The sequence below is a fragment of the Ketobacter alkanivorans genome (genome assembly GCF_002863865.1).
GTDB lineage: Bacteria > Pseudomonadota > Gammaproteobacteria > Pseudomonadales > Ketobacteraceae > Ketobacter > Ketobacter alkanivorans.
On sequence record NZ_CP022684.1, the window covers coordinates 4,861,957 to 4,883,981 of the forward strand.

The following is a 22,025-nucleotide window of genomic DNA, read 5'->3' on the forward strand; positions in this document are numbered from 1 at the left end:
CTACGCGCCGCAAGCTTGTGGTTTGCTGCGCAAACTTTACCACAAGCTTGCGGCGCGTAGTTGGGCCGGTAAGCAAGGCGTTAGCTCCGAGCGGTTTCAGTTCATGTATAAAGTAATTGTTTTCAGTGGTGCAGGTATCAGCGCGGAAAGTGGTTTAGATACCTATCGAGATGAGAATGGACTTTGGTCTAAGTATTCTCATGAGGAGGTCGCTTCTCCTGAGGGATGGAAGGCGGATAGGAATAAGGTCTTGGAGTTTTGGAACTCTATGCGCCTTAAAGTAGTTTCTGCTAAACCTAATCTTGCACACCTAGCACTTTCAGAATTTGAGTCATTCTGTGATGTTCATATCGTTACGCAAAATGTAGATGATCTACATGAGCGCGCTGGATCGACGAAGGTTCTTCATCTTCATGGTGAGATTCTTAAATCACGGAGTTCGTTGGATCGTAATTTAGTTTATGATACTGCTGGAAAAAATATCAATATCGGTGATCGCTGCGAAAAGGGGAGTCAGTTGCGACCTCATGTTGTGTGGTTCGGTGAATACGTACCATTGTATGAGTCCGCATTGGAATTAGTAAAGAGTGCCGATGTGATAATGGTTATAGGATGCTCGTTGGAGGTATACCCCGCAGCATCTCTTCTTAGCAAAAGAAAGAAAGGTTCAAAGTTAATATTAATAGACCCAAGGGCTGAACGAGGAGACTATACCGTTTACAGAGAGCGTGCCACAATTGGCGTTCCTTTGGCTATTCATGATTTGAAAAATGAATTGAGCTAACATATTGGTGAACGGGAACCACCTACGCTCCGCAGTCATGTGGTTCGCTGCGCTCACTTTACCACATGACTGCTCCACTGCGGCGGTCCCGTTACCAAAGCGTTAAATGAAACCATGATTCGTACATCTTTCATCAATGTAGATTTAGAGCTGTATTCAAAGGAAGATCTTTCGAGTATTGCAAGTGAACTCAAAGGTAGAATCTACCCTTTGACGAATGAATATGTAGATGACGTCTATAATTTAGCTTTTGAGTGTTCCATGAATGATCAGGAGCCTAGCGTAGTTTTAGAGAAGTTTTTGGCACTCCTTGATCAGCTAAGTGATGAATCGGCTTTGTTGTTGGCGAGTTGCGATAAAAAGATGTTTGATATCGGTTATGACAGTGGTGATGATGGTTTTGTAAGCAACAACATTTCTAACGAATTGTTGCGTAAAGTAACTGCTCTAGGATTTGATATTAAAGTGACGGTATATCCAATTTCAGAGAGTGATGAACAGTAATCATTTAACAAGGCGCTGCAAGGGAAAAAACTACGCTCCACTAATTTGTGGCTCGCTGCGCTCACTTTGCCACAAATTAGCTCCGCTCCGTTTTCCCCCTGAGCGCGGCGTTAGCTGCCCGTGTTACCCACAATTAGTAGACATCCTTTATAGTTAGACTAACCACTATGGAGGTGTCCGAGATGGCACGCAAGAAGACCCAAGCTTATACCGAAGAATTCCGCCGAGAAGCGGTAAACAGAGCCTCGAAAGACGGCATTACTACTGCTCAGGTTGCAAAAGAGCTAGGAGTGAGTGCCCAGCAGATCTATAACTGGCGTCGTCAGTTCACCCGTCTTTCTGATAAGCAGTTCAATACGGTAGATGGTGTTGATTATTCTAAGCAGGAGAGTGAAGAAACGCGTAGGCTACGTCGGGAAAACAAGAAGCTCAAAGAGGAGTTGGAATTCCTAAAAAAGGCAGCTGCGTACTTCGCGAACGACCAAAAGTGAAGTACGCCTTGATCAGTGAGTATACGGATCAGTATCCGGTCACTCTCATGTGCCGTGTTCTGAAGGTATCCAGATCCGGTTATTATCGGTGGCTGGAACGCCCTATTAGTGATCAAGCTCAGCGCCGGCTGGAGATGGAAGAGCTGATCAAAGACACCTACGAGGCTTTTGAGGCCATATACGGAGCGCCTAGATTGGCTAAAGAGCTGGCGGAGCTTGGTCATCCCTGTTCCGTCAATTATGTCGCTCAGATCATGTTTGAGCAGGGAATAAGGGCCTTGAATGGTAAAGGCTTCAAGTATCCCAGACATAGCCTGACGATGCATAATGTTTCGGACAACCTGCTGTGGCGTGACTTCTCTGCCTGCCAGCCAAACGAGAAATGGACGACCGATATCACCTATATCTGGGTCAAGGATCGTTGGTTGTACTTGGCGGTGGTGATGGATCTGTTCTCGCGCCGAATTGTGGGCTGGAGCCTGGATACCTCAATGACAGAGGCCCTGATATCCAAAGCCATGGATATGGCCCTGCGGCAAAGGGAGACCACACCAGGTCTGATCGTGCATTCCGATCGAGGCACCCAATACCGTTCGCAGGCGTACATTGATTATCTACGCGCTAACGAAATTAGCATCAGCATGAGTCGAAAGGGAAACTGCTGGGACAATGCACCAATGGAGTCGTTCTTTAGTCGGCTCAAGGTTGAATTGATCTACCCGAAGAATTACCGGACGATAGATGAGGCTCGATCGGGTATATTTGCCTATATCGAGATATTCTATAACCGTAAGAGAAGGCACTCAGCAAACGATGGGGTAAGCCCCGTTGAATATGAGGAAGCAGCTGCTATGGCTGCATAGTTAGAGTGTCTACTTTTTGTGGGGAACACCAATGGAAAATGACCTACTAATAAAAGTAATTAAGTGGATTCTTGATTTTGGGATGGCTCTGTGTATCGCTTCAATTTTCTATGGCCTAATTGCAAAAAAGATGTTCGTATTAGGTACGTGGCACCGCCGAAGTTCTGAACCAAGCCAATACTGGCAGTGTATTATTGGACTCAGCTTGGTGGCTATGGTGGTAGGATATTTAAGGGTTAGGTTCTTTTAATCGGTATTCGCTTATGTCACCACATAGCAAAGCCAGGTAATTGAAAAACCAGAGCATCCACTGCGTTACTGCGCTGTTTTTCAATTGCTGGCAACGTTATGTGTGTGCGTGATTTGGGTTTAGAAACCTTTAATTGTGATTGTCTGAAATAGATTTATGAAAAAAAGCGACATAAAGATCTTTGTAGTTGTACTTTTGGTTGTCGGTTTAGTCGTATTTAATTTTGTAATTAAACCTAGGCTAATGAAAGATAGCAAAACTGCGACTCTAATGACTTTGAGCACTAGCCTGGTATCTGATATACCCTATTTGTCGCCTATCGCAGCAAAGGATTATAAGGATTCATTGCGATTTGACTTTAGTATCGGCGAATCACACTTAGATAATACTGGTATGGATGCTGTGCGAACTAACCTTGATTTAGCGCTTATAAAGCCTGTTTGCGAATTTATAGCAAAAACAGGTGCAAGCCCTAAATTCTCAATAAATATGGTTGTAAAATCTAAGGCTGGGACAGTGTATGATAAGTACTTTTCAGCAAAAAATTGTACATAACAAGTTGGTCAACGGGAACCGCCTACGCTCCGCCAGCATGTGGCTCGCTGCGCTCACGTTACCACATGCTTGTTCCGCTCCGGCGGTCCCGTTACCAAAGCGTTAGAGGTAAACATCATGGATCGCAGATATAAAAAGAGAATGGATAGATACTGGGAAAAGATGAGAGGTTATGCAGTGAGTAGCTTTTCCAATCTTGACCCAGCAGGCTGGTTCGATTACTGGCATTGCCATATTGATTTTCAAGGAAAAGGAGACTCGCGACCTGAAAACCGTCAAGCCTCGATATCTCTTGGTTATGATATTCTTAATATGGCCGAAGAATTCAAATCTAAGGTTAGTGGGCCTATTCAAAGTTGGTGGTTCATTCACGAGCAGTCGTATGACGATGCTGTCTACCTGCATAGCCCCAACGAAAATAGTTCCCCATTCCCCTTCGATTTCAAAGGCGTGGTTTGGGGTAAAAATGATAATGAGGTTTTATCTAGGTTGGTCGATCCAAATCGGTTTAATATCGGCACCATGGTAAATGAGCATGGCACTACTTATGTTGTGGCGCCAAATTCCTAACAAACACATCAAAACTCGCTCCACTTCGTTCCGCTGGACCTCCTTACGCTACGCACCAGTCGGCTCTTTATGTGGGGAACACCATTTAACACCACACCACAAACATCTGTCTTTCCACTAAGGACACAAAATGTGATGTCAGCACTCAGATATCCGTCTCTAGTTTTATTGGTAATAACGCTCTTCATACAGCCTGGTATTGTTATCGCTAAGCCTGCGTCTGCAGCACAATGTAAGAAAATTGAAGAGAAGATTGATCGATATACGAAACTGAGACAGTCGGGTGGGTCAGCTAGTCAAATGGACCGGTGGCATCGCTCCCGTAACAAGCTTAAGTCTCAATATACTGAGAAGCGTTGCGCTCGTTTTCACTAGAGCGCCCCCTTATAGGTATACGGTTGCGTTGTTGATGTATACCTGTCCCGGTGTCCCTGCTCCATATCTAGTCCCTTTGGTTGATGTTCCGCTGATACACTGTGTTACTATGGCTGGTGTCAATTGCAGATAGGGAAATAGAAAGGTATGAGTCTGATAATGAACAGGAAATTGGTGAACTTGTTGGCTGCTTTCTCCTTGGTTGCTGTTACCCAAGTTCATGCTGAAACGCCGGAAGAGAAGGGTTACAACATATATAAGGAGGCTGAGCGACGGGACGAGGGCTTTGTCGATAATCAAGCTGATATGTTGATGATTCTCAAGAACAAGCAAGAGGCCACTAGCGAGCGCGAGATGTCTGTTAAGGGGCTTGAAGGAAAAGGCGATGAGGGCGATATGTCTCTCATGGTGTTTTTGTCTCCCAAGGATCAGAAAGGTACCGCACTGTTAACTCATCAGCATAAAGATCGAGACGACGATCAGTGGCTTTATCTGCCTGCTCTGAAGAGGGTTAAAAAGATTGCGTCCAGCAAGAAGTCAGGGCCATTTATGGGAAGTGAGTTTTCATTTGAGGACATTGGTGGGCAGTCTATCGAAGACTACACCTACAAATATCTGAAAGACGAAAGCTACGAAGGTCAGGATTGTTTTGTGGTAGAGAGTTACCCGGTAGATAAGAACTCCGGCTACACCCGAGTGGTTTCATGGATTGATAAGGAACATTATCGAACCTTGAAGGCTGAATTCTACGATCGTAAGAGCAGCCATTTGAAGACTTTAACCACCAATGGATTCAAACAATATGAGGGCAAGTTCTGGCGCCCAGATGAGTTGTTGATGGTTAACCATCAAACTGGTCGCAGTACGGTGATGAAGCAGAGCAATATTAAATTCAAAACCGGGTTGTCTGATTCAGATTTTAATAAGAACAGTTTAAAAAGAGCCCGTTAATCAAAAGCCGCGTTGAGGATGTCTTCAACGCGGCTTTTTTATACCCTTGGCCTGGTCATTATTTGATCGCCTGAGCGAAAGTTTCATGATGAAGTTGATACAATTTGTTGTTATCGGGTTGCTTGTTCTCGTAAGTACCGCAGCTCGAGCTGTATTCGAGCCGTTGTTGGAAGGTGGGGAATGGTCTGCTGAGACGGGCGTGGAATATCGCTATTTTAAGGATCCGGGTGAGTTTGGCCAGGCGCAGAACGCGGTGGCTTTGCGCTTGGGGGCAGAATATTTTACGTCATGGAATGATGAGCAGGATCTCTTTACGTTCGCACCCTATGTTATTTTGGACCAACAAGATCCTGAGCGAACCCTTTTCGATATCCGTGAGGCGCTCTGGGTTCATGTCGGTGAGGATTGGGAACTGAGGTCGGGTGTTACTCGTGTGTTTTGGGGTAAAACGGAGTTCATCAACTTGGTTGATGTGATCAATCAGCAGGATCTGGTTGATGGAGATGATGAGAAGCTTGGCCAACCGATGCTGAATCTCTCTTTGGTGCACGATTGGGGTATTTTCGACTTTTATCTATTAGTTGGCTTCAGGGAGCGGACTTTTCCTGGCCCGGATGGGCGGCTTCGCACGCCGATTCCAGTGGATACGGATAATGCGCAGTACAGCACCGATACCGGCCCCAATGATATTGATTTTGCGGCGCGTTGGCAGAGGCCCTTGACTGATAATCTTGAAATGGCTCTGTCTGTGTTTTCTGGTGTGGATCGGGAGCCTTGGTATTCTTTCAATTTCGACCTCAGTGATCCCATGTTGATTCCCAATTATTATCATAAAGATCAATTTGGTATTGAGCTTGAATATCTCTACGAAGGTTGGGCTGTTAAGTTTGAAGGGATTGCTGTTGAAAGCGAACGAGAACAGTATTGGGCCGGTGTTGCCGGTGTTGAATACAGTTTTTATGGGCTGTTCGACAGTGATGTGGATGTCACTTTGATTACTGAATTCATGAGAGATTCCCGAGATGATATGGCTCCGGGTTACTTAGAGCACGATATTGGCGTGGGGGGGCGTTTTACTTTCAATGATGAGTTCGATACCTCTATGCTGGCGGGGTTCTTGTGGGATCCTGATACCGAAGAAAAAGTCATTTCTGTGGAATTTGAGCGGCGATTGTATTCTGACTTCAAGCTTGAAGTTCAGGCAATATCGGTATTGGAGCGGGGTACTCCTCAAGTGGATGAGACGAACGCCCAGGCTATTTCCGCGCTGTTGAATTCACCATTATTGGGACAGGGTTCGGTTGCGTTTGATGAGGTTCGAGACTTCTTGCTTGGGCTGATTGAGCAGGATGGGCTCGATATCATCTTTGATCCCAGCTACGGGCTTAATGTGTTGCAACAGGTTCAGCGTCTAACAGACTCCAGCCGCAAAATCAGTGTCATAGAAAGTGATGACTATATTCAGGTAAAGTTAACGTATTACTACTAAGAAATGATGTTTTAGTAATGATAATAATGATTCAAAACTGAGGTTTAGGTGCAAAACTGGCTATAATTGAGCTAGTTAATCACTGAATGTTGAATGGGCCTCATGGAACGTGACGAAAAACTGTTAAAGGATCGAAAAATTCTGCGCAAGATCGATCTGAATCTTGCCGTTCAGAGCCGCTTTTTTGTCGCAGCCAATATTCTGTTATTTCTGTTTGTTGCTTCCGTTGGTAATTATTATCTGTTGCACCCTGTGGTCACGGCGGTGAGTGGGGCAGCTTTATTGGTGCTATCGGCAGGTCTGTTTTACTTTTGCATTCGATTCGATTCTACCTATGGTGCCGGGCCGGCCCGTTGGCGTATGTATTTCATGGTGCTGCAGGTTGGCAACTCCCTGTGCATGGGGTTGTTCTGTGCTGCGGTCATTTGGCTGGATAAGCTGGCAGTCAATGCGTTTCTGGTCACTTTGTATATGGTGGGGTACTCCGCCATTAATAATGTAGAGTGGTCGCCTTACGATCAGCGGAATGGGATTAGGTTGTTTTGTAATCTGGTCCCTCCTATTGCTGCGTTTACGGTGCTGGCTGATATCAATGGGCTGACCATCGCTGCAGGTTTGCTGGTGATGATGGTGATGTTGCTGCGGCAGTCCAGATTGTTGTCTGTGCGCCATTGGGATAACGTTCGCGTGCATCACGAACTGCATACTAAGGCACGAGACTTGGCTCAGGCCGCCAATGAAGCTCACAGTGCAAGCCAGTTCAAAACGGAATTCCTGTCAAATATTACCCACGAAATACGCACACCCATGAATAATGTGCTTGGTATGTTGGCGTTGCTGGACGACACCGAGCTGAGTGCTCAGCAACGGGAATTACAAAACCTGGCTGTGCATTCAGGTGAAGGTCTGCTGAGCCTGATTGACGATATTGTGGACTTTTCTCGCATTACTTCCGGCCAGGTTCAGCTAAATGAAAGCGTGTTTCATGTAAAACGGTGTATCGATCAGAACCTCGAGCTGCTCGGGCCCCGTGCTCATGAGAAAGGCATGGAGCTTAGTTGTACGTACGAGCAGGATATTCCGGTCAGGGTGAAAGGGGATCAGGGGCGCTTGGCTCAGTTGATCAATAACCTGGTGTCTAACGCGATAAAGTACAGTGACGGCACGGATATTGTGTTGCACGTGAGTATGAGCAAAGTCTCCGAGCAGCTCGCTGAACTGAGAGTGTCGGTTCGTGATAACGGTAAAGGTATTGACCCGGTGATGCAGGATCATCTGTTCGATGCATTCTCCAAACAGCTGACCACCCGTGATGTAGCACAGGCGGGAACGGGGCTGGGGCTCGCTATCAGCAAGGGGCTGGCTGAATGCATGAGCGGTGATATAGGTTTTAAAAGCAGCCCCGAAGAGGGCACCGAGTTCTGGTTTACGGTGTGCATGCCGCTTTCTACTCAACAGGCCCAGAAGCTGTCTTTAAACAAAGAGCTACTTAACAAACGGGTTTTGATTGTGGGTGCAGGTGGCGGGTTGCTGGAAGCACTGGTATCGCAGCTGTCTGCATGGGATATGGTTGTCGAATCCATTGCTGGTGATGGGCAGGCGCACGCGCTGATAGCGGAGGCCGATGAAGCTGATCGGGGCTATGAACTCATCTTTATTAATATGCCGGTTTTACAACCTATGGATCTTGCGTTGGTAACGGATCTACAGAGCATGGCTCCTTTGAAAACATCCCCTAAGGTCATTATGCTGTCATCCTTGGCGCAGCGTGCTGATGCTTTGCGTACGGGTATGGAAGCCAAACTTTCAGTGGATTGGTTGAGTAAGCCCATTACTCGAGAGAAGCTATGTCGAGTGTTGATCGATACGTTTGAACTGGATCAACCGGAAGAGACGGCAGACAAACAGGATGCAGCCAGCGGGGAGATGGTAGGGCGTCGTATTCTGTTGGTTGAGGATAATGCGGTTAACCAGATGGTGGCAAAAGGCCTGCTTAATAAGCTGGGCTATGTGGTGACTTCGGTGGTCAACGGTAAGGAAGCATTGGGCTTGCTGGAAGAGAAAGAGTTCGATCTAATTCTTATGGATTGTATGATGCCGGTGCTTGATGGTTATGAAACCACCACTGCTTTGCGCGACAAAGAGGCAGCCAATGAAGCGTCGGTTCGTATACCCATTATTGCGATGACCGCCAACGTGGTCGAAGGTGAACAGCAGCGTTGCCTCGCTTGTGGTATGGATGACTACCTATCTAAACCTGTCAATATCGAAGAGCTGGATGCTAAAATGCGGCAATGGCTGGGGGCAAGAGACAGTGAATCTGAGAGACAGGAGTCGTCTCTGAAATCTGCCTAGCCGCCATTTAGCTATTTCCAATATTTAAGGAAGCATAAATGAAAGTTTTGTTGCTGGGGGCTACCGGGCTGATCGGTCGGCATTGCCTGTCAGATCTGTTGGCCACTTCGCAAATTAGTGAAGTCATTGCACCCACCCGACGTTCATTGCAGATGAAAGATCAGGCTCTGCACAACGTGCTGGTTGATTTTGATCGTCTGGACGAATATCCAGAGCTGTTTGAAGTGGATGCCATTCTATGCTGTTTGGGTACCACGATAAAGCAGGCTGGCAGCCGCGAGCGTTTCAAGTTAGTTGATTACCAATATTGCATGGATGCTGCCGAGTTGGGGCGTGCCCATTCAGCCAAATCATTTTCGTTGGTGTCCGCAATTGGCGCGTCTGCCCGTTCATTGGTGTTTTATTCCAGAGTGAAAGGGCAGTTGGAGGATCACCTTAAGGAACTCGAGTACCCATCACTTTCCATTTTTCGGCCATCGTTGCTGCTGGGGGATCGGCAGGAAGCCCGCCTCGGAGAAGCGGCGGCATCTTTGGTTGCCCCCTTATTTAACCCGTTACTGGTGGGCTCTTTATCCGCTTACAAAGCGATTGAAGCCAATGTGGTTGCCAAGGCCATGGTGAACGATTGTCTGGCTTCAGCCACAATTGAGCCGGGCAGTAAGCCGAAAGTTAAGGTGTATAGCCATGACAAGATTGTTAAACTTGCCAGCGACTAGTTCAATTGATGTAGGAGATGTAGTGTGAAATTTGTGACTCCTGATTTATGTGATGCTTATCCTGAATCGGTTCGGATAGTGGAGCCGTTATTCACGAACTATGGTGGGCGTGAGTCTTTTGGCGGTGAAATCATTACGGTGAAATGCCATGAGGACAACTCCCTGGTGAAGGAGCATGTGGGCAAGCCGGGTGCGGGCCGAGTCATGGTTGTGGATGGTGGGGGATCGTTACGTTGCGCTCTACTGGGTGATATGCTGGCAGAAAAGGCGGCTCAGAACGGTTGGGCCGGGCTGATCATCTATGGTTGTATCCGTGATGTGGATGAAATTCGAAATACCGATCTGGGTGTGCAGGCGTTACGCACTATTCCTATTAAGAGTAATCGGCAAGGGCGGGGGGATTTAAATATTCCAGTCGCCTTTGGTGGCGTGACTTTTCACCCAGGTGAATACGTTTATGCTGACAATAATGGGATTATTGTGTCTTCTGTCGAATTAACGATGCCTGCTTAAACACTGAAAGCAGCGCCAAGTCAGCAGGCAACAAAAAACCGGCTATTGAGTACGTTTTACACGTTCCTCAATAGCCGGTTTTTTTATGGCGTGCTATTTAGCGAAATCAGGGCAGAAGGTGCGCAACGGCATCACGCTCTTCAGCCAGTTCGGTTTCAGTGGCCTTCATTTTCTCGGAGCTGAAGTCGCTGATTTCCAAACCTTGTACGATTTCCCAGTCGCCATTTTTGCAGACACATGGGAAAGAGTAGATCAGTCCTTCGGCAATTCCGTAGCTGCCATCGCTATATACGCCCATGCTTGCCCAGTCGCCTTCGGCGGTGCCGAGTGCCCAGTCACGCATGTGGAAGATTGCGGCGTTTGCGGCAGATGCGGCACTTGATGCACCACGGGCTTTGATGATGGCTGCACCGCGTTGCTGCACAACGGGGATAAATTCGTTGCGATACCAGTCTTGCTCAACTTTAGGCTCAGCCGCTTCACCACTGATCAGCGCCTTGGATATATCTGGGTACTGAGTGGAAGAGTGGTTGCCCCAGATGGTCATCTTGGTGATGTCATTGATGGAGCTGCCGGTTTTCTGCGCCAGTTGGGTCAGGGCACGGTTGTGATCCAGACGGGTCATGGCGGTGAATTGGCGTGGGTTGATGTCTGGTGCATTACGCTGAGCGATCAGTGCATTGGTGTTGGCCGGGTTGCCCACTACCAGTACCTTGATGTCACGGCTGGCGTGTTCATTAATGGCCTTGCCTTGTACTGAGAAGATGGCAGCGTTGGCTTCCAGAAGATCTTTACGCTCCATGCCTGGGCCGCGCGGACGGGCACCTACCAGCAAGGCGAAGTCTGCATCTTTGTACGCAACGTTGGGATCGTCAGTGATAACCATGCCGTGCAACAGAGGGAATGCGCAATCGTCCAGCTCCATGGCAACGCCTTTCAGAGCTTCCAGAGCGGGTGTAATTTCCAGCATCTGAAGAATTACGGGTTGATCGGAGCCAAGCATTTCGCCAGCCGCGATGCGGAAAAGCAGTGAATAGCTGATTTGGCCAGCTGCGCCAGTAACTACGACACGTACAGGTTGTTTCATTGGGTCGATCTCCTGTCATCCTGTTTTTAAAGACGGACAATTCTATGCATCTGGAGACCTAAATACCAATTATTTGTGTTATCGGGGGGTTGAACGGAATGAAGGGGCCAATTTGGTGCAGTTATGTCCCCGTTGCTTACACATCTTCGTCAATATAGACACCTCCCCTGCGAATGGTGGCGGGGTTGGCGCTGCCAGCGTTTTCCAGCATGGAGCGGATTTCCGGGCGCATCATGCGGTGTGCATTGCGTCTGTCCTGACGTCTGCGCTCATCTTTGACCGGTGTATCCTTGCGCCTGCGTTCTTTAACGCCGCGCCGATCGGAGAATTGTGGTCGTTCATGGAGGTCCACGGCTTTGCTGCGCTCGCTGGCATACACCTTTATAGAACGGTTTGATTTCAACCTTTCTATGGGGCGGCGGTGTATGCGTGGCATCAGTAGCATGGTCGGACTTCTCTCACTGGTAGTGACCGAAATTAAGGGTTCCTTTAATCTTTATCGGCCGGGTTTTTATTTACTTTAGTTTTCAATAAGTTGTCTGGTAGTTTGTAAGGTTTTACCAATTAATGTGCGTTGCTCCCTATTTAGGGGTGCTTCTTAAGAAATTTAATAGACAAATCTTTAACCTAAGTCTATTTTGTTATTTAGGAAGTCATTCGACTTCTCATTTGTAGCATATTAAATGCCAAGGAATCTGGCCAAGGTCAAGGCACTGGGGAGCGCGTTGCGTTGAGTGTCACACTGGATGGTCAAGATTGTGATGAAAATTCTGTTTCGGCAATACGATTAATGGGGCAGGGGATGTGCTATTCACTGCGCGGCTTCCTGACGAACTGGTTGGGCGTTACCCTGCTTTTGTGCATGGCAGCCGTCGGGTCTGTATCCGCCAATGCGACTTCTCGTTTTGTCTCTGCTGATTCCAAGCTTTCCATTCTGATTAATGGCTTAGGGGCCAAGCAGCTCGATGTGTCCAGTTACCTGGAGATTACGCCGGATCCACAGGGTTTGGCGGAGCTCGATGACATTCTGCAGTTGCCCGATAGTGCGTTTACGCCGCTGCAGTCGCAAACCCTGTTTTCGTCCATGAGCAATCAGGCGTATTGGGTCCGGGCCAGTGTTCGGGAAAGTGCGCGGGGGGCGCAGGCTGCTTCACGGTGGTTGCTGGTGTTGGAGAACCCCCATTTGGTTGGTGGGGCGATGTATATTGCCCGTAATGGAACGTTGGACAGCTCAGGATTCACGTTGGTGGAGTCGATTCAGGATCGGTATCTGGTCTATCCGGTTGATCTGGCCTTGAACGATACTTTCGAGCTGTATATTAAACTGAATGTGCGTGGGGCCATGACCATACCAGCCAAGGTCTGGCGAGAGGATGCCTATCGGCTGCACCAACGCAAAACGTTACCGGCCTGGGGCTTGTTGTTCGGTGGCTTATCGGCGCTGATTCTATATAACCTCTTTGTGATGGTCTCGTTACGAGAGCCGATGTATTGCTATCTGGCCGCATTTCTTTCATGCGGGTTATTGGTTACGGCTCATACTGAAGGCTTTCTGGCGCATTTTGCCGGATCGGTGCGCGTGTTTCAGTGGATTGGCTTTGGCGCCTTCTTTCAGTGTGTGGCACTGATGAGTGCGGCGCTATTTACGCGTGTATTTCTTAATACGCGGGCGGATTATCCTGTGATTGATCGTTTACTGCTGGCATCGATGGCGTTGTCATTGTTGCTGCTGGGTGCGTTAACGTTTCAGGTGCTGCCTCTACCCTTGTTTTTTAGTGGTTTCTCTGTGTGTGGGCTGTTGTTTTTCATCCCCGCGATGATTGCGTCATTGAGTGTGTCTGATCGGGCGACACGCTATTTTCTGGTAGGTTGGTCGATTTTCATCCTGGGGTACGCGATCTATCAGTTCGCCCAATTAGGTTTGGTGCCGGCGAACTATGTCACTGTGCATCTTAAAGAGGTGGCGCTAGGCATGTTGGGGATTACCCTGTCGTTGGGCATCGCCTCTCAGATTCAGAAAGAACGCTCCCAGAAAAGTATGGGGCTGACTCAGCAGCAGGAAACCATGCTGGAGTTAAAGTACACCGAGGAACAGATTCAAAAGAAGGTGCTACGCGATACATTACAGGAGTTCCCCAACGCTGAGGCGTTGCAAAGTGCGGCCAGTAGGGTGATTGAGTCTGTTGGCTCTACCGGTGAGACGGTCACTATGGTGCTGGTGGAGCTTCATCATCTTAGCCTGGTTGAAAGTAAGCTGGGCCACGCGGCCAAGAATGAGCTGCTGACTCGAGCCACTAAGCGCCTGAGCATTGTATTGCGCAGTATTGTGGGTGTGGTCTCGCTGAAAGAGCTCAATGGCCAGTACGTGCCGATGGCGGTTCTTGATTCTAACCGCTATGCATTTTTGCTGAGATCCATGGATGACGTTGCGGTGAACTTTGCCGTGGATGAAGTGGAAGTCTCGATGCAAAGGCCTTTCTTTTATCAAGGCATCGGGTTACAGCCTGGGGTGTCATTTGGAGTGGCCCGGCTCAGTGACACTGAGGCCTCTTTTGACTCCTTGTACCAGCATGCGTTAAATGCGTTGCGTGCGGATACCGAAAAAAACCTGTTGAAGGGTTACCAGCTGGAATCGGTGGATCAATATAATCCGCGCAATATCAGTCTGATCAATCAGCTACGACAGGCAATACAAGAGAACGAAATATCGCTGTATTTTCAGCCCGTTTATGATTTAAGCAGCAATCAGCCGTGTGGTATTGAGGTATTGACCCGATGGGATACATCTCATGGGGAGAAGGTCAACCCTAATGAGATATTCTATTTAGCTGAAGTTGGTGGCTTTGTGGCAGAGTTGACCTTGAAAGTCATGGAGCAGGCGATTTGTCATTATCTGACTGCCGTTGACCCCCAAGACAACCCGATAAAGCTGTCGGTGAATCTTTCCCCCAAGTGTCTGCGAGAGGATCGTTTTTTGGAAGAGGTGGGAATACTGCTAACCCGCTATCATATGCCCTCCAAAATGCTGTCGTTCGAAATCAAGGAGGCTGCCATCATAGAAGATCCGTGCATCACGCGAGAAGCGCTGAATCGCATTCGCTCTATGGGTATCAGTCTTACTATTGATGAGTTTGGAGCCGCCTACAGCAATTCCAGTTATATGAGCAGTTTGCCGGTGGCGGAAGTAAAGCTGGATCAGCGCATTGTGGCCAGGTTGGATAACAAGTTTCATTATGATTCGGTTGCGGGGCTCATAAATTTGTGTCGCGAGCAGGACATCAAGTTGGTGATTCACGGTGTTGAGGATGAGAGCACGTTGGCGCGCTTGGAGCAGATGGGATGCAGTTTTGCTCAGGGACATTATTTCTCTGCACCGGTGAAGGCAGGCGAGTTCCGGCTTGGCAAGGGGCAAATGCGACGCTCTCGTTATCAGCGGGCCTGAGCCAGATCGGTTATAATCGGCCCAATGCGTCCTAAGAGAAGATGATTATGTCAAAACCCTTTCCTGTTCAGGCGGCCATTGAGTCAAAACTCAGCCAGCACTTCAACCCAAGCCTGTTGCAAGTCGTGAACGAGAGCCATATGCACAGTGTTCCGGCCAATTCAGAGACCCATTTTAAAGTGGTTGTTGTGTCTGATCTGTTTACCGGCAAGCGATCCGTCGCGCGTCATCAGATGATCTATAAGGTGTTGTCTGAAGAGCTGGCGGGGCCGGTACATGCGCTTGCCATTCACACGTATACCGATGATGAGTGGCAGAAGACCGGGGCAGAAAGCCCTGATTCACCTACGTGTCGGGGAGGCAGTAAAGCCGATCAGCATTGATTGTCCAATGTGCTTGGCTTGTTGGTCACCACAGCATTGCCCTCAATTATCAGAGTCGGCATTCTTACGATGTAGATGGTTACACCGCTGGCAATAATCAACAGCAAAATCTTCAGTATTACAGCGCTCACAAAAAATAGCGCCGATGTGGATATAGTGAACCACAGCATAATAAGAATATAGGCTTTGGCTTTGAGGGGAATGCCTTTGCCATCAATGTAGAGGTGGATGTAAGGGCCAAGCTGAGGTTGATTTAAGAGCCAATCGTGGAAGCGTGTTGAGCTTTTGGCAAAGCAGCTGACGGCAAGAAGCAGAAACGGCGTAGTGGGCAGTAGTGGCAAAAAAATACCGATCACGCCCAACACTACAGAGAGCCAGCCCACTGTGATCAGGCTATAGCGAATGAAGATATTGAGCTGCTTTGCTTCTGCCATGTATGACTAACCATGAATAAACAATTGTGTTCAGAACCGCAGAACTAAACCTGTCGAAATACCCGTTTCTTCCCAGCTTACCTCATTCAATTGGGTTCTGCCACGGGACCCATCGGCGAAGAATACCGTGTCTTGTCCTGGGTCAGTACTCCAGTTTGTCAGGTGCCAATCGATCCAAAGCGATACCAGGTTGGAAAATTGATATGCGTAATTGATTCCCAGGCTGTATCCGGAGCCTGTAGCGCTCTGCTCAAAGCTTTTGGGGTGGGCGAAGTCGGAGCGCAGGTTCCAGTCGGCTTCTGCGGAGTAATCCAGCCATTGATATTTTGCGGTTAGATTTACGCGGTGATCGCGGGTTTCCAGCCCCCAGCCCATACCCACCCAGTAGACGTTCCATTGTGTGTCATAGCTGCTCTTTAAGGTGTTCCGAAATGGGCCTACGGCGGTGGGGTTGTCGGTGTTGATGGTTTGCAGACCTTCGGTCATAAGCATGTTTTGCTTTTTGGAGGTGAATCCGATCATGGGTTTCAGAACCTGAAAATCGCTTATTTGGTAACGTCGGGCCAAGCCTACACTGATGTCGGTCATGGATGAGTTGACGGCGGAGGAATAACTGCGGCTGTATTCATCCTGGCGATTATCGCTATCGTAATCGGAATCCTGTACGGTGCCTTCGTTGGCCGTTCCGGTACTGAAATCCACCAGCAGCTCATGGTCAGCAAGCCAGCCGCGGTGGAAGCGCATCAGGCTGGACATGTTGAACTGGCGAAAATTCACGTCTTTGTATGTGAGTTCTGACAGGATATTTGGGCCATCACTGCCACCGGCAATGTTCCACTGCAGGGTGCCTTGAGAGTTGCCAACGCCGGTGTTGAATTCGATATCATACGCCGACGCCTGAGGATAATAAGCCAGAGTGTTTGTGGACACGGAGAGTCCTGCGATAATAGCCAGTACAGTCAGAGTCTTGATCGGGCGCATGAGCTTGGTTCCTGCATGAAATTAAACTTTCCTGCATTCAGGTTAGAACAAAATCAGCCCTTTAAAGTGACGTAACTAATTGAAAATAAATAAGATATAGTTATTCAATAAGTTATGCGGTGATTTTTTTTTAATGCTCATTTTGACGTAAATTTGACATTAGAAATGGATTTAGGCTGAATTTTGATCATTGGCAGGTGAGCTCCAGCGAATACCGGTTTCGTTATATCTCAATAGACTAAAAAGGCGTTTTAAGATGGTTGATGGACGGCAAATGGGCTTCTGTGAGGGTTGCTAACAGGATGACGGACGAAGCACTAGCGTGGAAGAGCGAAGAGCTCAGTATCAAGTACTGCCGCCGCAAAACCATTGGCATATACGTCAGCGCGGAGAAGGGCGTGGAAGTACGTGTGCCTCATTTCGTGTCCCGTCAGGAGGCATTGAATTTTGTGGATTCCAAGCAGGACTGGATTCACAAGCAGTTATTAAATATTGCAGAACGGCCCGTTCGGTTCGAGCCTACCTATCAGTGGGGTGAGGTTTTCTATTTTCTCGGTGAAAAACAGCGCTTTCATCATCAGGCGCTGGATGCAGTCGATTTAGTGCTTCCTGGCAGTGATCAGGATGATAGTGACCGCATAGAGCGGCGCGTGCAGAGCTGGTTCCGTGAGCAGGCTTTACTGCTGTTCAATGAGCGGCATGAGCACTGGCGAGAGCAAATGAGAGGGTTTGAATTGCCCGAGTCGGAGGTTCAGCAGCGTTCAATGAAGCGTCGTTGGGGCACCTGTCGTAAAAACGGCAAGATCATTCTGAACACCCATCTAGCCCGTTATCCGATCAACTGCGTAGATGTGGTGATTGTGCACGAGCTTTGTCATTTGCTGGAATTTAATCACAGCCGTCATTTTTATAATTTGATGGATCAGGCGTTGCCAAGCTGGAAAGAGCACGATGCCATGTTGAATCGTCTTAGCCTGCTGTATTAAAACAGCTTCTTTCTAACCCCCGATTGACCTCGGTTTGTCACTTTTGATCATTGTTGGATCAATTCCCTCTGGCCTAGGATTAAAACAAGCGTTTAATCAATTTATCCAGAGGGAGCTCAGATGTCTGAACATCAGCCGGCCTGTTTCGATCTTACCTTGACGGAAGAACAGCGCATTACCCGCGAATCCATTCGCCGCTTTGTTGAATCTCAGATCAAATCCATTGCCCGTGACGTTGATGAGGCAGCTGCGGTTCCACAAAATTTTTACGATAGCGTTAATGAATTGGGCTTGAGCCTGATGCCCATACCAGAAGCGTTGGGCGGAGCAGGTATGCCTCGATCGCCTGTATCGAACATGTTGAACGCAGAAGATTTGGGTCAGGGGGATATGTCGTTGGCAATTGGCGCGTTGACGCCCTTGAGCTTTATTAATGCAGTGCTGGATCATGGCACAGAAGATCAACAGGAAGCCTATTTAACCCCTCTGGCGGCGGAAACGTTTCAGGCTGCCACCATCGCTTTGATGGAGCCCCGTGCCACCTTCGAGTCATCGGATTTGAAAACAGTGGCGACTCCGGTTGCCGATGGTTACTCCTTGACCGGAGTGAAGACGCTGGTGCCTCTGGCGGCACAGTCGAAGTTTATTATGGTGATTGCCGCGGTGGCAGGGGAAGACGGAAGCGCCGCCTTCGTGGTGGACGCCGGTGCTGGCGATGTCGCCGGTATGACCATGGTTGAAGAATCCTTTATGGGGCTGCGGCCACTGAGTTTGAGCAGGATAGAGCTTGCGGATGTGGTAGTGCCAGAAACGGCGCGTATTAATATCGATGTGGCCAGGTTGCTGGATCTTTCCAGTATTGGTCTGGCGGCGGTGGCGGTTGGTTGCTGTCAGGCTGTATTGGATTACGTTGTACCCTATGTGAATGATCGCACCGCTTTTGGCGAACCCATATCACATCGCCAATCCGTGGCCTTTATGGTGGCGGATATGGCTACCGAATTGGAGGCAATGCGTTTGCTGGTGTATCGGGCAGCCTCCCGTGCTGAGCAAGGGTTGGCGTTCCACGAAAATGCCTACTGGTGTCGTATTTTCTGTGCCGAAAAAGCCATGGAAATCGGCACCAATGGTGTTCAACTATTGGGAGGTCATGGTTTTATCCGCGAGCATCCGGTTGAAATGTGGTATCGGAATTTACGCGCAGCTGCGCTGCTTCAGGGCGCAGTGGTTATTTAAGCGATCATCGGATCAGGCATTCTAAAGGCGAGAACAACTATGATTAATCTTGAATTACCAAAGAAATTGCAGATGGCGCAAAACATGAGCCATCAACTGGCCAGCACGGTGTTTCGTCCCATTGCACGTAAATACGATAAGATTGAACATTGCGATACACCGCAGGAATTGATTCCTATTGGTCAGATGCTGAAAAGCATGGGCATGAGTTCAGAAACCGGCGGCAAGGATAGCAGCAGCGATAGCGTTAAAAACGGCGCTAATATGATGCAGGTGCTGGCCACCGGCGAGATGAGCTGGGGCTGCATCGGTTTGATGTTGTCCATTCCTGGGCTGGGTTTAGGTAACGCTGCGATTCAGGCAGTGGGTACACCAGAGCAAAAGAAAAAATTCGGCGGTCTGCATTGCGCGATGGCCATCACCGAGCCCGGTTGTGGTTCTGACTCTGCGGCGGTTAAAACATCGGCGGTGCTGGATGGCGATGAGTGGGTGCTGAACGGCGAAAAGATTTTTGCAACGGCGGCCAGCCGTGGTGATGCCGTGGTGGTGTGGGCGACCCTTGATAAGCATAAGGGTAAGGCGGCTATCAAATCATTTGTGGTGGAGCAGGGTACGCCAGGCATGAGCATCGTGCGCTGCGAGGACAAGATGGGGTTGCGGGTATCCGATACGGCGGCCATTCTGTTCAGCGACTGTCGCATTCCCAAAGATAACATCCTGGGTTCGCCTGAAATTGCAGACACAGCCGAAGCCCGTAAGAAAGCGTTCGGTGGTGTTATGCAGACCTTTGATAACACACGCCCGCCGGTGGGAGCCATGGCCTATGGTGTGGCCCGCGCCGCACTTGAGATCACCAAAGATCTATTGTTGAAGGAAGGGGTTGAGCTGAACTACGACCGCACCATCAATAACAGCAGTGCCTTACAGGCTGAAATGTACCGCATGGAGGCCGAGTTGGAGGCCGCCCGTTTGCTGATTCTGAAGGCCGCCTGGATGGCCGATAATAAACAGCCTAACTCCAAACAGGCGTCGATGTGCAAAGCTAAAGCGGGGCGTGTCGGTAATAAGATTACCTTAAAGTGTGTGGAGTTGTGTGGCTCCCTGGGTTACGGCGAAGAGCTGCTGGTGGAGAAATTTGCCCGTGATTCGAAGATTCTGGATATTTTTGAAGGCACGCAACAGATTCAGCAGTTGATCATTGCGCGCAACGTGTTGGGAAAATCGTCCAGCGAATTGAAGTAGTGGCTGCAGGACGGCCATGCCATGGTGAAGTCAGCACTTCTCCATGGCATGGTGGGTTTTTAATATATCAGCGCAGCCTGAGTGACCAGCCAGGGGAAGGTGGTGTACTTGCGATAATGGCGAATCAGCTTCACGGACTGTTCTCCATCATTCACATTTTTATCAACAATATACGCTTTCCAGTCACAGTGTTTGTGCTTGAACTCAATCGTGGAATAACCGTTCTGCGTGGTGTTGAAGTAGCGAATATGAGGATTGGTGAGACGCACGGCGGTGTTGGTGACGGCTTGCGCCAATAGCTGCTGTTCACCTTCCGGGGTGGCTGCCCCGATCATGTCAAACAGGCCGGCAGACGTCACCGAGGGCGTCATGAATTCCACCCCAATAAAGTTTTTGAAATCGAAAATAGAGCGCTTGTCGTAATCTTTTTTGATATGAGAGGCGATATAGGTGTGCAGATCGCCAGTCACCACCACAAAATTTTCCACCTGATTCAGAGCAACTTCGTTGTTGATTAAGTTGCGTTCGTAATCAAATCCATCCCAGGCATCCACATTAATGGGGAGCTTGCCGTTGGCCAATCGAACACCCAGTGAGCCCATATAGGTCTGGTTACCCAACAGCTTCCAGCGCGCAGACGAGCCAATCACACCATTCAGCAGCCAGTCTCGTTGATCTGAGCCCAGCAGGCTTTGCTGATCGCTTTTCCAGTTGGTGCAGCCATAAGGCACATAACGGCCGAAGAAATCGGCCTCACCGCAGGGGTGGCCGGTACGATAGGTACGGCCATCCAGCATGAACAGATCCACTAGATTACCCAGTTGTACCCTGCGGTAATATTTCAGAAAACGATGGGGATCAGTTGAACTCCAATCAACTTCCACCCTGGCAGGGATATATTCCAACCAGGCTTGCTGGGAATCCAGCATCAATTGATGGAGGCGGGCGGGATCGTTGCCGTATTCCGCATCCACTGTAAACGGATGATCCGGTGCCCCCAGCGTATCCCGCTCGTAATCCCAGTAAGCATCGTTTGCGGTTTCGTGGTCGTCCCGTGTAATGATAAAGGTGTGTTGCTCCATTGCTTGCTGCAATAGCGGATCGGAGCGATAGGTTTTATACAGGTGTCGATAGTCGTCCAGATCCAGGGCCACGAGGCCGTCACTGGGCAGGACAATCAAGCGATCTTCAAACGGCAGGCTCTGGAAGCGGGGGTCACCTGCGGTTTCATAGATGAAATCCCCCAGATGAATTACAAAATCGATGGAATCGTCTTGGGCTATCTGCGCCATGGCACCGTAATAGCCATTGGTGTAATCCTGACAGGTGAGCAACGCCAGTTTGAGGTGATCCACTTCTGCGCCGAACGGTGGCGCAGTGCGGCAGCGACCGGTGCGGCTCACGGTGTTGTCGTATATGAAGCGGTAATAATAACGGATGTTGGGCTGCAGGTAGCCATCGACATCGATGTTCACGCAGTAATCGCGCTCTGGTTTGATGTGCTGGGATTCCACCAGGCTTTCAAACTCCAGTTGCTGGAATTCGGCATCTCTTGCCACTTGGATAAACAGGGCCTGACCTGCTCGCCAGGCACTGGGATCGATTCGGGTCCATAGCACCACACCCGTAGGGGTTGGATCACCTGAGGATACAGATAGACTAAACACCCGTTGGGAATCGTAGTTCAGTGGGGCGTCGGTGGGGATAAGCCCGGCGCGAGCATCGCCACTGGTAAACGTGACTATATAGGGTGTGGCCACACCCGCTGCGAGAAAGGACAGAAATTTGCGTCGATCAATGGTGCTCATGGGGGCTCCC

Annotated in this window: 21 protein-coding genes; 16 read left to right on the forward strand and 5 right to left on the reverse strand. The window is 49.0% G+C overall.

Annotation, left to right across the window (positions count from 1 at the left end):
- The first annotated feature begins 103 nt into the window (after nt 1-103).
- The 11 genes from Kalk_RS20895 (at nt 104) to rraA (ending at nt 10,416) form a co-directional block, all read left to right on the forward strand.
- Entirely contained in the window at nt 104-784 is a 681-nt protein-coding gene (locus Kalk_RS20895) for a Sir2 family NAD-dependent protein deacetylase (RefSeq protein WP_101896422.1), read from the forward strand.
- A 114-nt stretch (nt 785-898) separates the two neighbouring features.
- On the forward strand, nt 899-1,288 hold the full coding sequence (locus Kalk_RS20900) for a hypothetical protein (RefSeq protein WP_101896101.1): 390 nt from the start codon (nt 899-901) through the stop codon (nt 1,286-1,288).
- Between the two features lie 182 nt (nt 1,289-1,470).
- A complete protein-coding gene (locus Kalk_RS20905; protein ID WP_199767909.1) occupies nt 1,471-1,779 on the forward strand; it encodes a transposase in 309 nt (102 codons plus the stop codon).
- On the forward strand, nt 1,776-2,642 hold the full coding sequence (locus tag Kalk_RS20910) for an IS3 family transposase (protein WP_101893641.1): 867 nt from the start codon (nt 1,776-1,778) through the stop codon (nt 2,640-2,642). The genes Kalk_RS20905 and Kalk_RS20910 overlap by 4 nt, the downstream gene beginning before the upstream one ends.
- A gap of 406 nt (nt 2,643-3,048) precedes the next feature.
- Entirely contained in the window at nt 3,049-3,447 is a 399-nt protein-coding gene (locus Kalk_RS20920; protein WP_101896103.1) for a hypothetical protein, read from the forward strand.
- Between the two features lie 117 nt (nt 3,448-3,564).
- Nucleotides 3,565-4,017, forward strand: a complete 453-nt coding sequence (locus Kalk_RS20925) for a hypothetical protein (RefSeq protein ID WP_101896104.1) — start codon at nt 3,565-3,567, stop codon at nt 4,015-4,017.
- Nucleotides 4,018-4,551: 534 nt separating this feature from the next.
- The gene (locus Kalk_RS20930; RefSeq protein ID WP_101896423.1) at nt 4,552-5,343 is read left to right on the forward strand and encodes an outer membrane lipoprotein-sorting protein; all 792 of its coding nucleotides are present in this window, start codon (nt 4,552-4,554) and stop codon (nt 5,341-5,343) included.
- Nucleotides 5,344-5,428: 85 nt separating this feature from the next.
- The gene (locus tag Kalk_RS20935; RefSeq protein WP_158643623.1) at nt 5,429-6,832 is read left to right on the forward strand and encodes a hypothetical protein; all 1,404 of its coding nucleotides are present in this window, start codon (nt 5,429-5,431) and stop codon (nt 6,830-6,832) included.
- 102 nt (nt 6,833-6,934) lie between these two features.
- Complete coding sequence (locus tag Kalk_RS20940; RefSeq protein WP_158643624.1) at nt 6,935-9,187, forward strand: response regulator; 2,253 nt, start codon at nt 6,935-6,937, stop codon at nt 9,185-9,187.
- A 38-nt stretch (nt 9,188-9,225) separates the two neighbouring features.
- A complete protein-coding gene (locus Kalk_RS20945) occupies nt 9,226-9,903 on the forward strand; it encodes an NAD(P)H-binding protein (protein ID WP_101896107.1) in 678 nt (225 codons plus the stop codon).
- 24 nt (nt 9,904-9,927) lie between these two features.
- A complete protein-coding gene (gene rraA, locus Kalk_RS20950; RefSeq protein ID WP_101896108.1) occupies nt 9,928-10,416 on the forward strand; it encodes a ribonuclease E activity regulator RraA in 489 nt (162 codons plus the stop codon).
- A gap of 106 nt (nt 10,417-10,522) precedes the next feature.
- Here rraA and Kalk_RS20955 read toward each other — a convergent pair whose 3' ends face one another.
- Nucleotides 10,523-11,503, reverse strand: a complete 981-nt coding sequence (locus Kalk_RS20955; protein ID WP_101896109.1) for a malate dehydrogenase — start codon at nt 11,501-11,503, stop codon at nt 10,523-10,525.
- A 136-nt stretch (nt 11,504-11,639) separates the two neighbouring features.
- Complete coding sequence (locus tag Kalk_RS20960) at nt 11,640-11,948, reverse strand: hypothetical protein (protein ID WP_158643625.1); 309 nt, start codon at nt 11,946-11,948, stop codon at nt 11,640-11,642.
- 357 nt (nt 11,949-12,305) lie between these two features.
- Here Kalk_RS20960 and Kalk_RS20965 point away from each other — a divergent pair, with 357 nt between their 5' ends.
- Nucleotides 12,306-14,945 (forward strand): EAL domain-containing protein, encoded by a 2,640-nt coding sequence (locus Kalk_RS20965; RefSeq protein ID WP_158643626.1) that lies wholly within the window; start codon nt 12,306-12,308, stop codon nt 14,943-14,945.
- A gap of 47 nt (nt 14,946-14,992) precedes the next feature.
- On the forward strand, nt 14,993-15,328 hold the full coding sequence (locus Kalk_RS20970; protein WP_101896112.1) for a BolA family protein: 336 nt from the start codon (nt 14,993-14,995) through the stop codon (nt 15,326-15,328).
- On the opposite strand, the gene Kalk_RS20975 is transcribed toward Kalk_RS20970, so the two are convergent.
- Together Kalk_RS20975 and Kalk_RS20980 are read right to left on the reverse strand one after the other, a co-directional pair.
- Nucleotides 15,319-15,762 carry a YbaN family protein gene (locus Kalk_RS20975; protein ID WP_101896113.1) on the reverse strand — a complete coding sequence of 148 codons (444 nt, stop codon included), beginning with the start codon at nt 15,760-15,762 and terminating at the stop codon, nt 15,319-15,321. The two genes, Kalk_RS20970 and Kalk_RS20975, sit on opposite strands and share 10 nt — an antisense overlap.
- A 30-nt stretch (nt 15,763-15,792) precedes the next feature.
- The gene (locus Kalk_RS20980; protein ID WP_101896114.1) at nt 15,793-16,743 is read right to left on the reverse strand and encodes a hypothetical protein; all 951 of its coding nucleotides are present in this window, start codon (nt 16,741-16,743) and stop codon (nt 15,793-15,795) included.
- A gap of 302 nt (nt 16,744-17,045) precedes the next feature.
- On the opposite strand from Kalk_RS20980, the gene Kalk_RS20985 reads away from it, so the two are divergent.
- The 3 genes from Kalk_RS20985 (at nt 17,046) to Kalk_RS20995 (ending at nt 20,207) form a co-directional block, all read left to right on the forward strand.
- Nucleotides 17,046-17,729 carry a M48 family metallopeptidase gene (locus Kalk_RS20985; RefSeq protein ID WP_158643627.1) on the forward strand — a complete coding sequence of 228 codons (684 nt, stop codon included), beginning with the start codon at nt 17,046-17,048 and terminating at the stop codon, nt 17,727-17,729.
- A gap of 120 nt (nt 17,730-17,849) precedes the next feature.
- Nucleotides 17,850-18,965 (forward strand): acyl-CoA dehydrogenase family protein, encoded by a 1,116-nt coding sequence (locus tag Kalk_RS20990; RefSeq protein WP_101896116.1) that lies wholly within the window; start codon nt 17,850-17,852, stop codon nt 18,963-18,965.
- Between the two features lie 42 nt (nt 18,966-19,007).
- Entirely contained in the window at nt 19,008-20,207 is a 1,200-nt protein-coding gene (locus Kalk_RS20995) for an acyl-CoA dehydrogenase family protein (protein ID WP_324775012.1), read from the forward strand.
- A 59-nt stretch (nt 20,208-20,266) separates the two neighbouring features.
- On the opposite strand, the gene Kalk_RS21000 is transcribed toward Kalk_RS20995, so the two are convergent.
- Entirely contained in the window at nt 20,267-22,015 is a 1,749-nt protein-coding gene (locus tag Kalk_RS21000; RefSeq protein WP_101896118.1) for an alkaline phosphatase D family protein, read from the reverse strand.
- Nucleotides 22,016-22,025 lie beyond the last annotated feature (10 nt).

What these genes read in the sequence shown, in the direction of transcription:
- Kalk_RS20945 (WP_101896107.1), top strand. Translation starts at nt 9,226, where the DNA reads ATGAAAGTTTTGTTGCTGGGGGCTACCGGGCTGATCGGTCGGCATTGC.
- Kalk_RS20925 (WP_101896104.1), top strand. Translation starts at nt 3,565, where the DNA reads ATGGATCGCAGATATAAAAAGAGAATGGATAGATACTGGGAAAAGATG.
- Kalk_RS20930 (WP_101896423.1), top strand. Translation starts at nt 4,552, where the DNA reads ATGAACAGGAAATTGGTGAACTTGTTGGCTGCTTTCTCCTTGGTTGCT.
- Kalk_RS20990 (WP_101896116.1), top strand. Translation starts at nt 17,850, where the DNA reads ATGTCTGAACATCAGCCGGCCTGTTTCGATCTTACCTTGACGGAAGAA.
- Kalk_RS20940 (WP_158643624.1), top strand. Translation starts at nt 6,935, where the DNA reads ATGGAACGTGACGAAAAACTGTTAAAGGATCGAAAAATTCTGCGCAAG.
- Kalk_RS20935 (WP_158643623.1), top strand. Translation starts at nt 5,429, where the DNA reads ATGATGAAGTTGATACAATTTGTTGTTATCGGGTTGCTTGTTCTCGTA.
- Kalk_RS21000 (WP_101896118.1), bottom strand. Translation starts at nt 22,015, where the DNA reads ATGAGCACCATTGATCGACGCAAATTTCTGTCCTTTCTCGCAGCGGGT.
- Kalk_RS20975 (WP_101896113.1), bottom strand. Translation starts at nt 15,762, where the DNA reads ATGGCAGAAGCAAAGCAGCTCAATATCTTCATTCGCTATAGCCTGATC.
- Kalk_RS20955 (WP_101896109.1), bottom strand. Translation starts at nt 11,503, where the DNA reads ATGAAACAACCTGTACGTGTCGTAGTTACTGGCGCAGCTGGCCAAATC.
- Kalk_RS20965 (WP_158643626.1), top strand. Translation starts at nt 12,306, where the DNA reads ATGTGCTATTCACTGCGCGGCTTCCTGACGAACTGGTTGGGCGTTACC.
- Kalk_RS20985 (WP_158643627.1), top strand. Translation starts at nt 17,046, where the DNA reads ATGACGGACGAAGCACTAGCGTGGAAGAGCGAAGAGCTCAGTATCAAG.
- Kalk_RS20920 (WP_101896103.1), top strand. Translation starts at nt 3,049, where the DNA reads ATGAAAAAAAGCGACATAAAGATCTTTGTAGTTGTACTTTTGGTTGTC.
- Kalk_RS20960 (WP_158643625.1), bottom strand. Translation starts at nt 11,948, where the DNA reads ATGCTACTGATGCCACGCATACACCGCCGCCCCATAGAAAGGTTGAAA.
- Kalk_RS20900 (WP_101896101.1), top strand. Translation starts at nt 899, where the DNA reads ATGATTCGTACATCTTTCATCAATGTAGATTTAGAGCTGTATTCAAAG.
- Kalk_RS20895 (WP_101896422.1), top strand. Translation starts at nt 104, where the DNA reads ATGTATAAAGTAATTGTTTTCAGTGGTGCAGGTATCAGCGCGGAAAGT.
- Kalk_RS20970 (WP_101896112.1), top strand. Translation starts at nt 14,993, where the DNA reads ATGTCAAAACCCTTTCCTGTTCAGGCGGCCATTGAGTCAAAACTCAGC.
- Kalk_RS20905 (WP_199767909.1), top strand. Translation starts at nt 1,471, where the DNA reads ATGGCACGCAAGAAGACCCAAGCTTATACCGAAGAATTCCGCCGAGAA.
- Kalk_RS20980 (WP_101896114.1), bottom strand. Translation starts at nt 16,743, where the DNA reads ATGCGCCCGATCAAGACTCTGACTGTACTGGCTATTATCGCAGGACTC.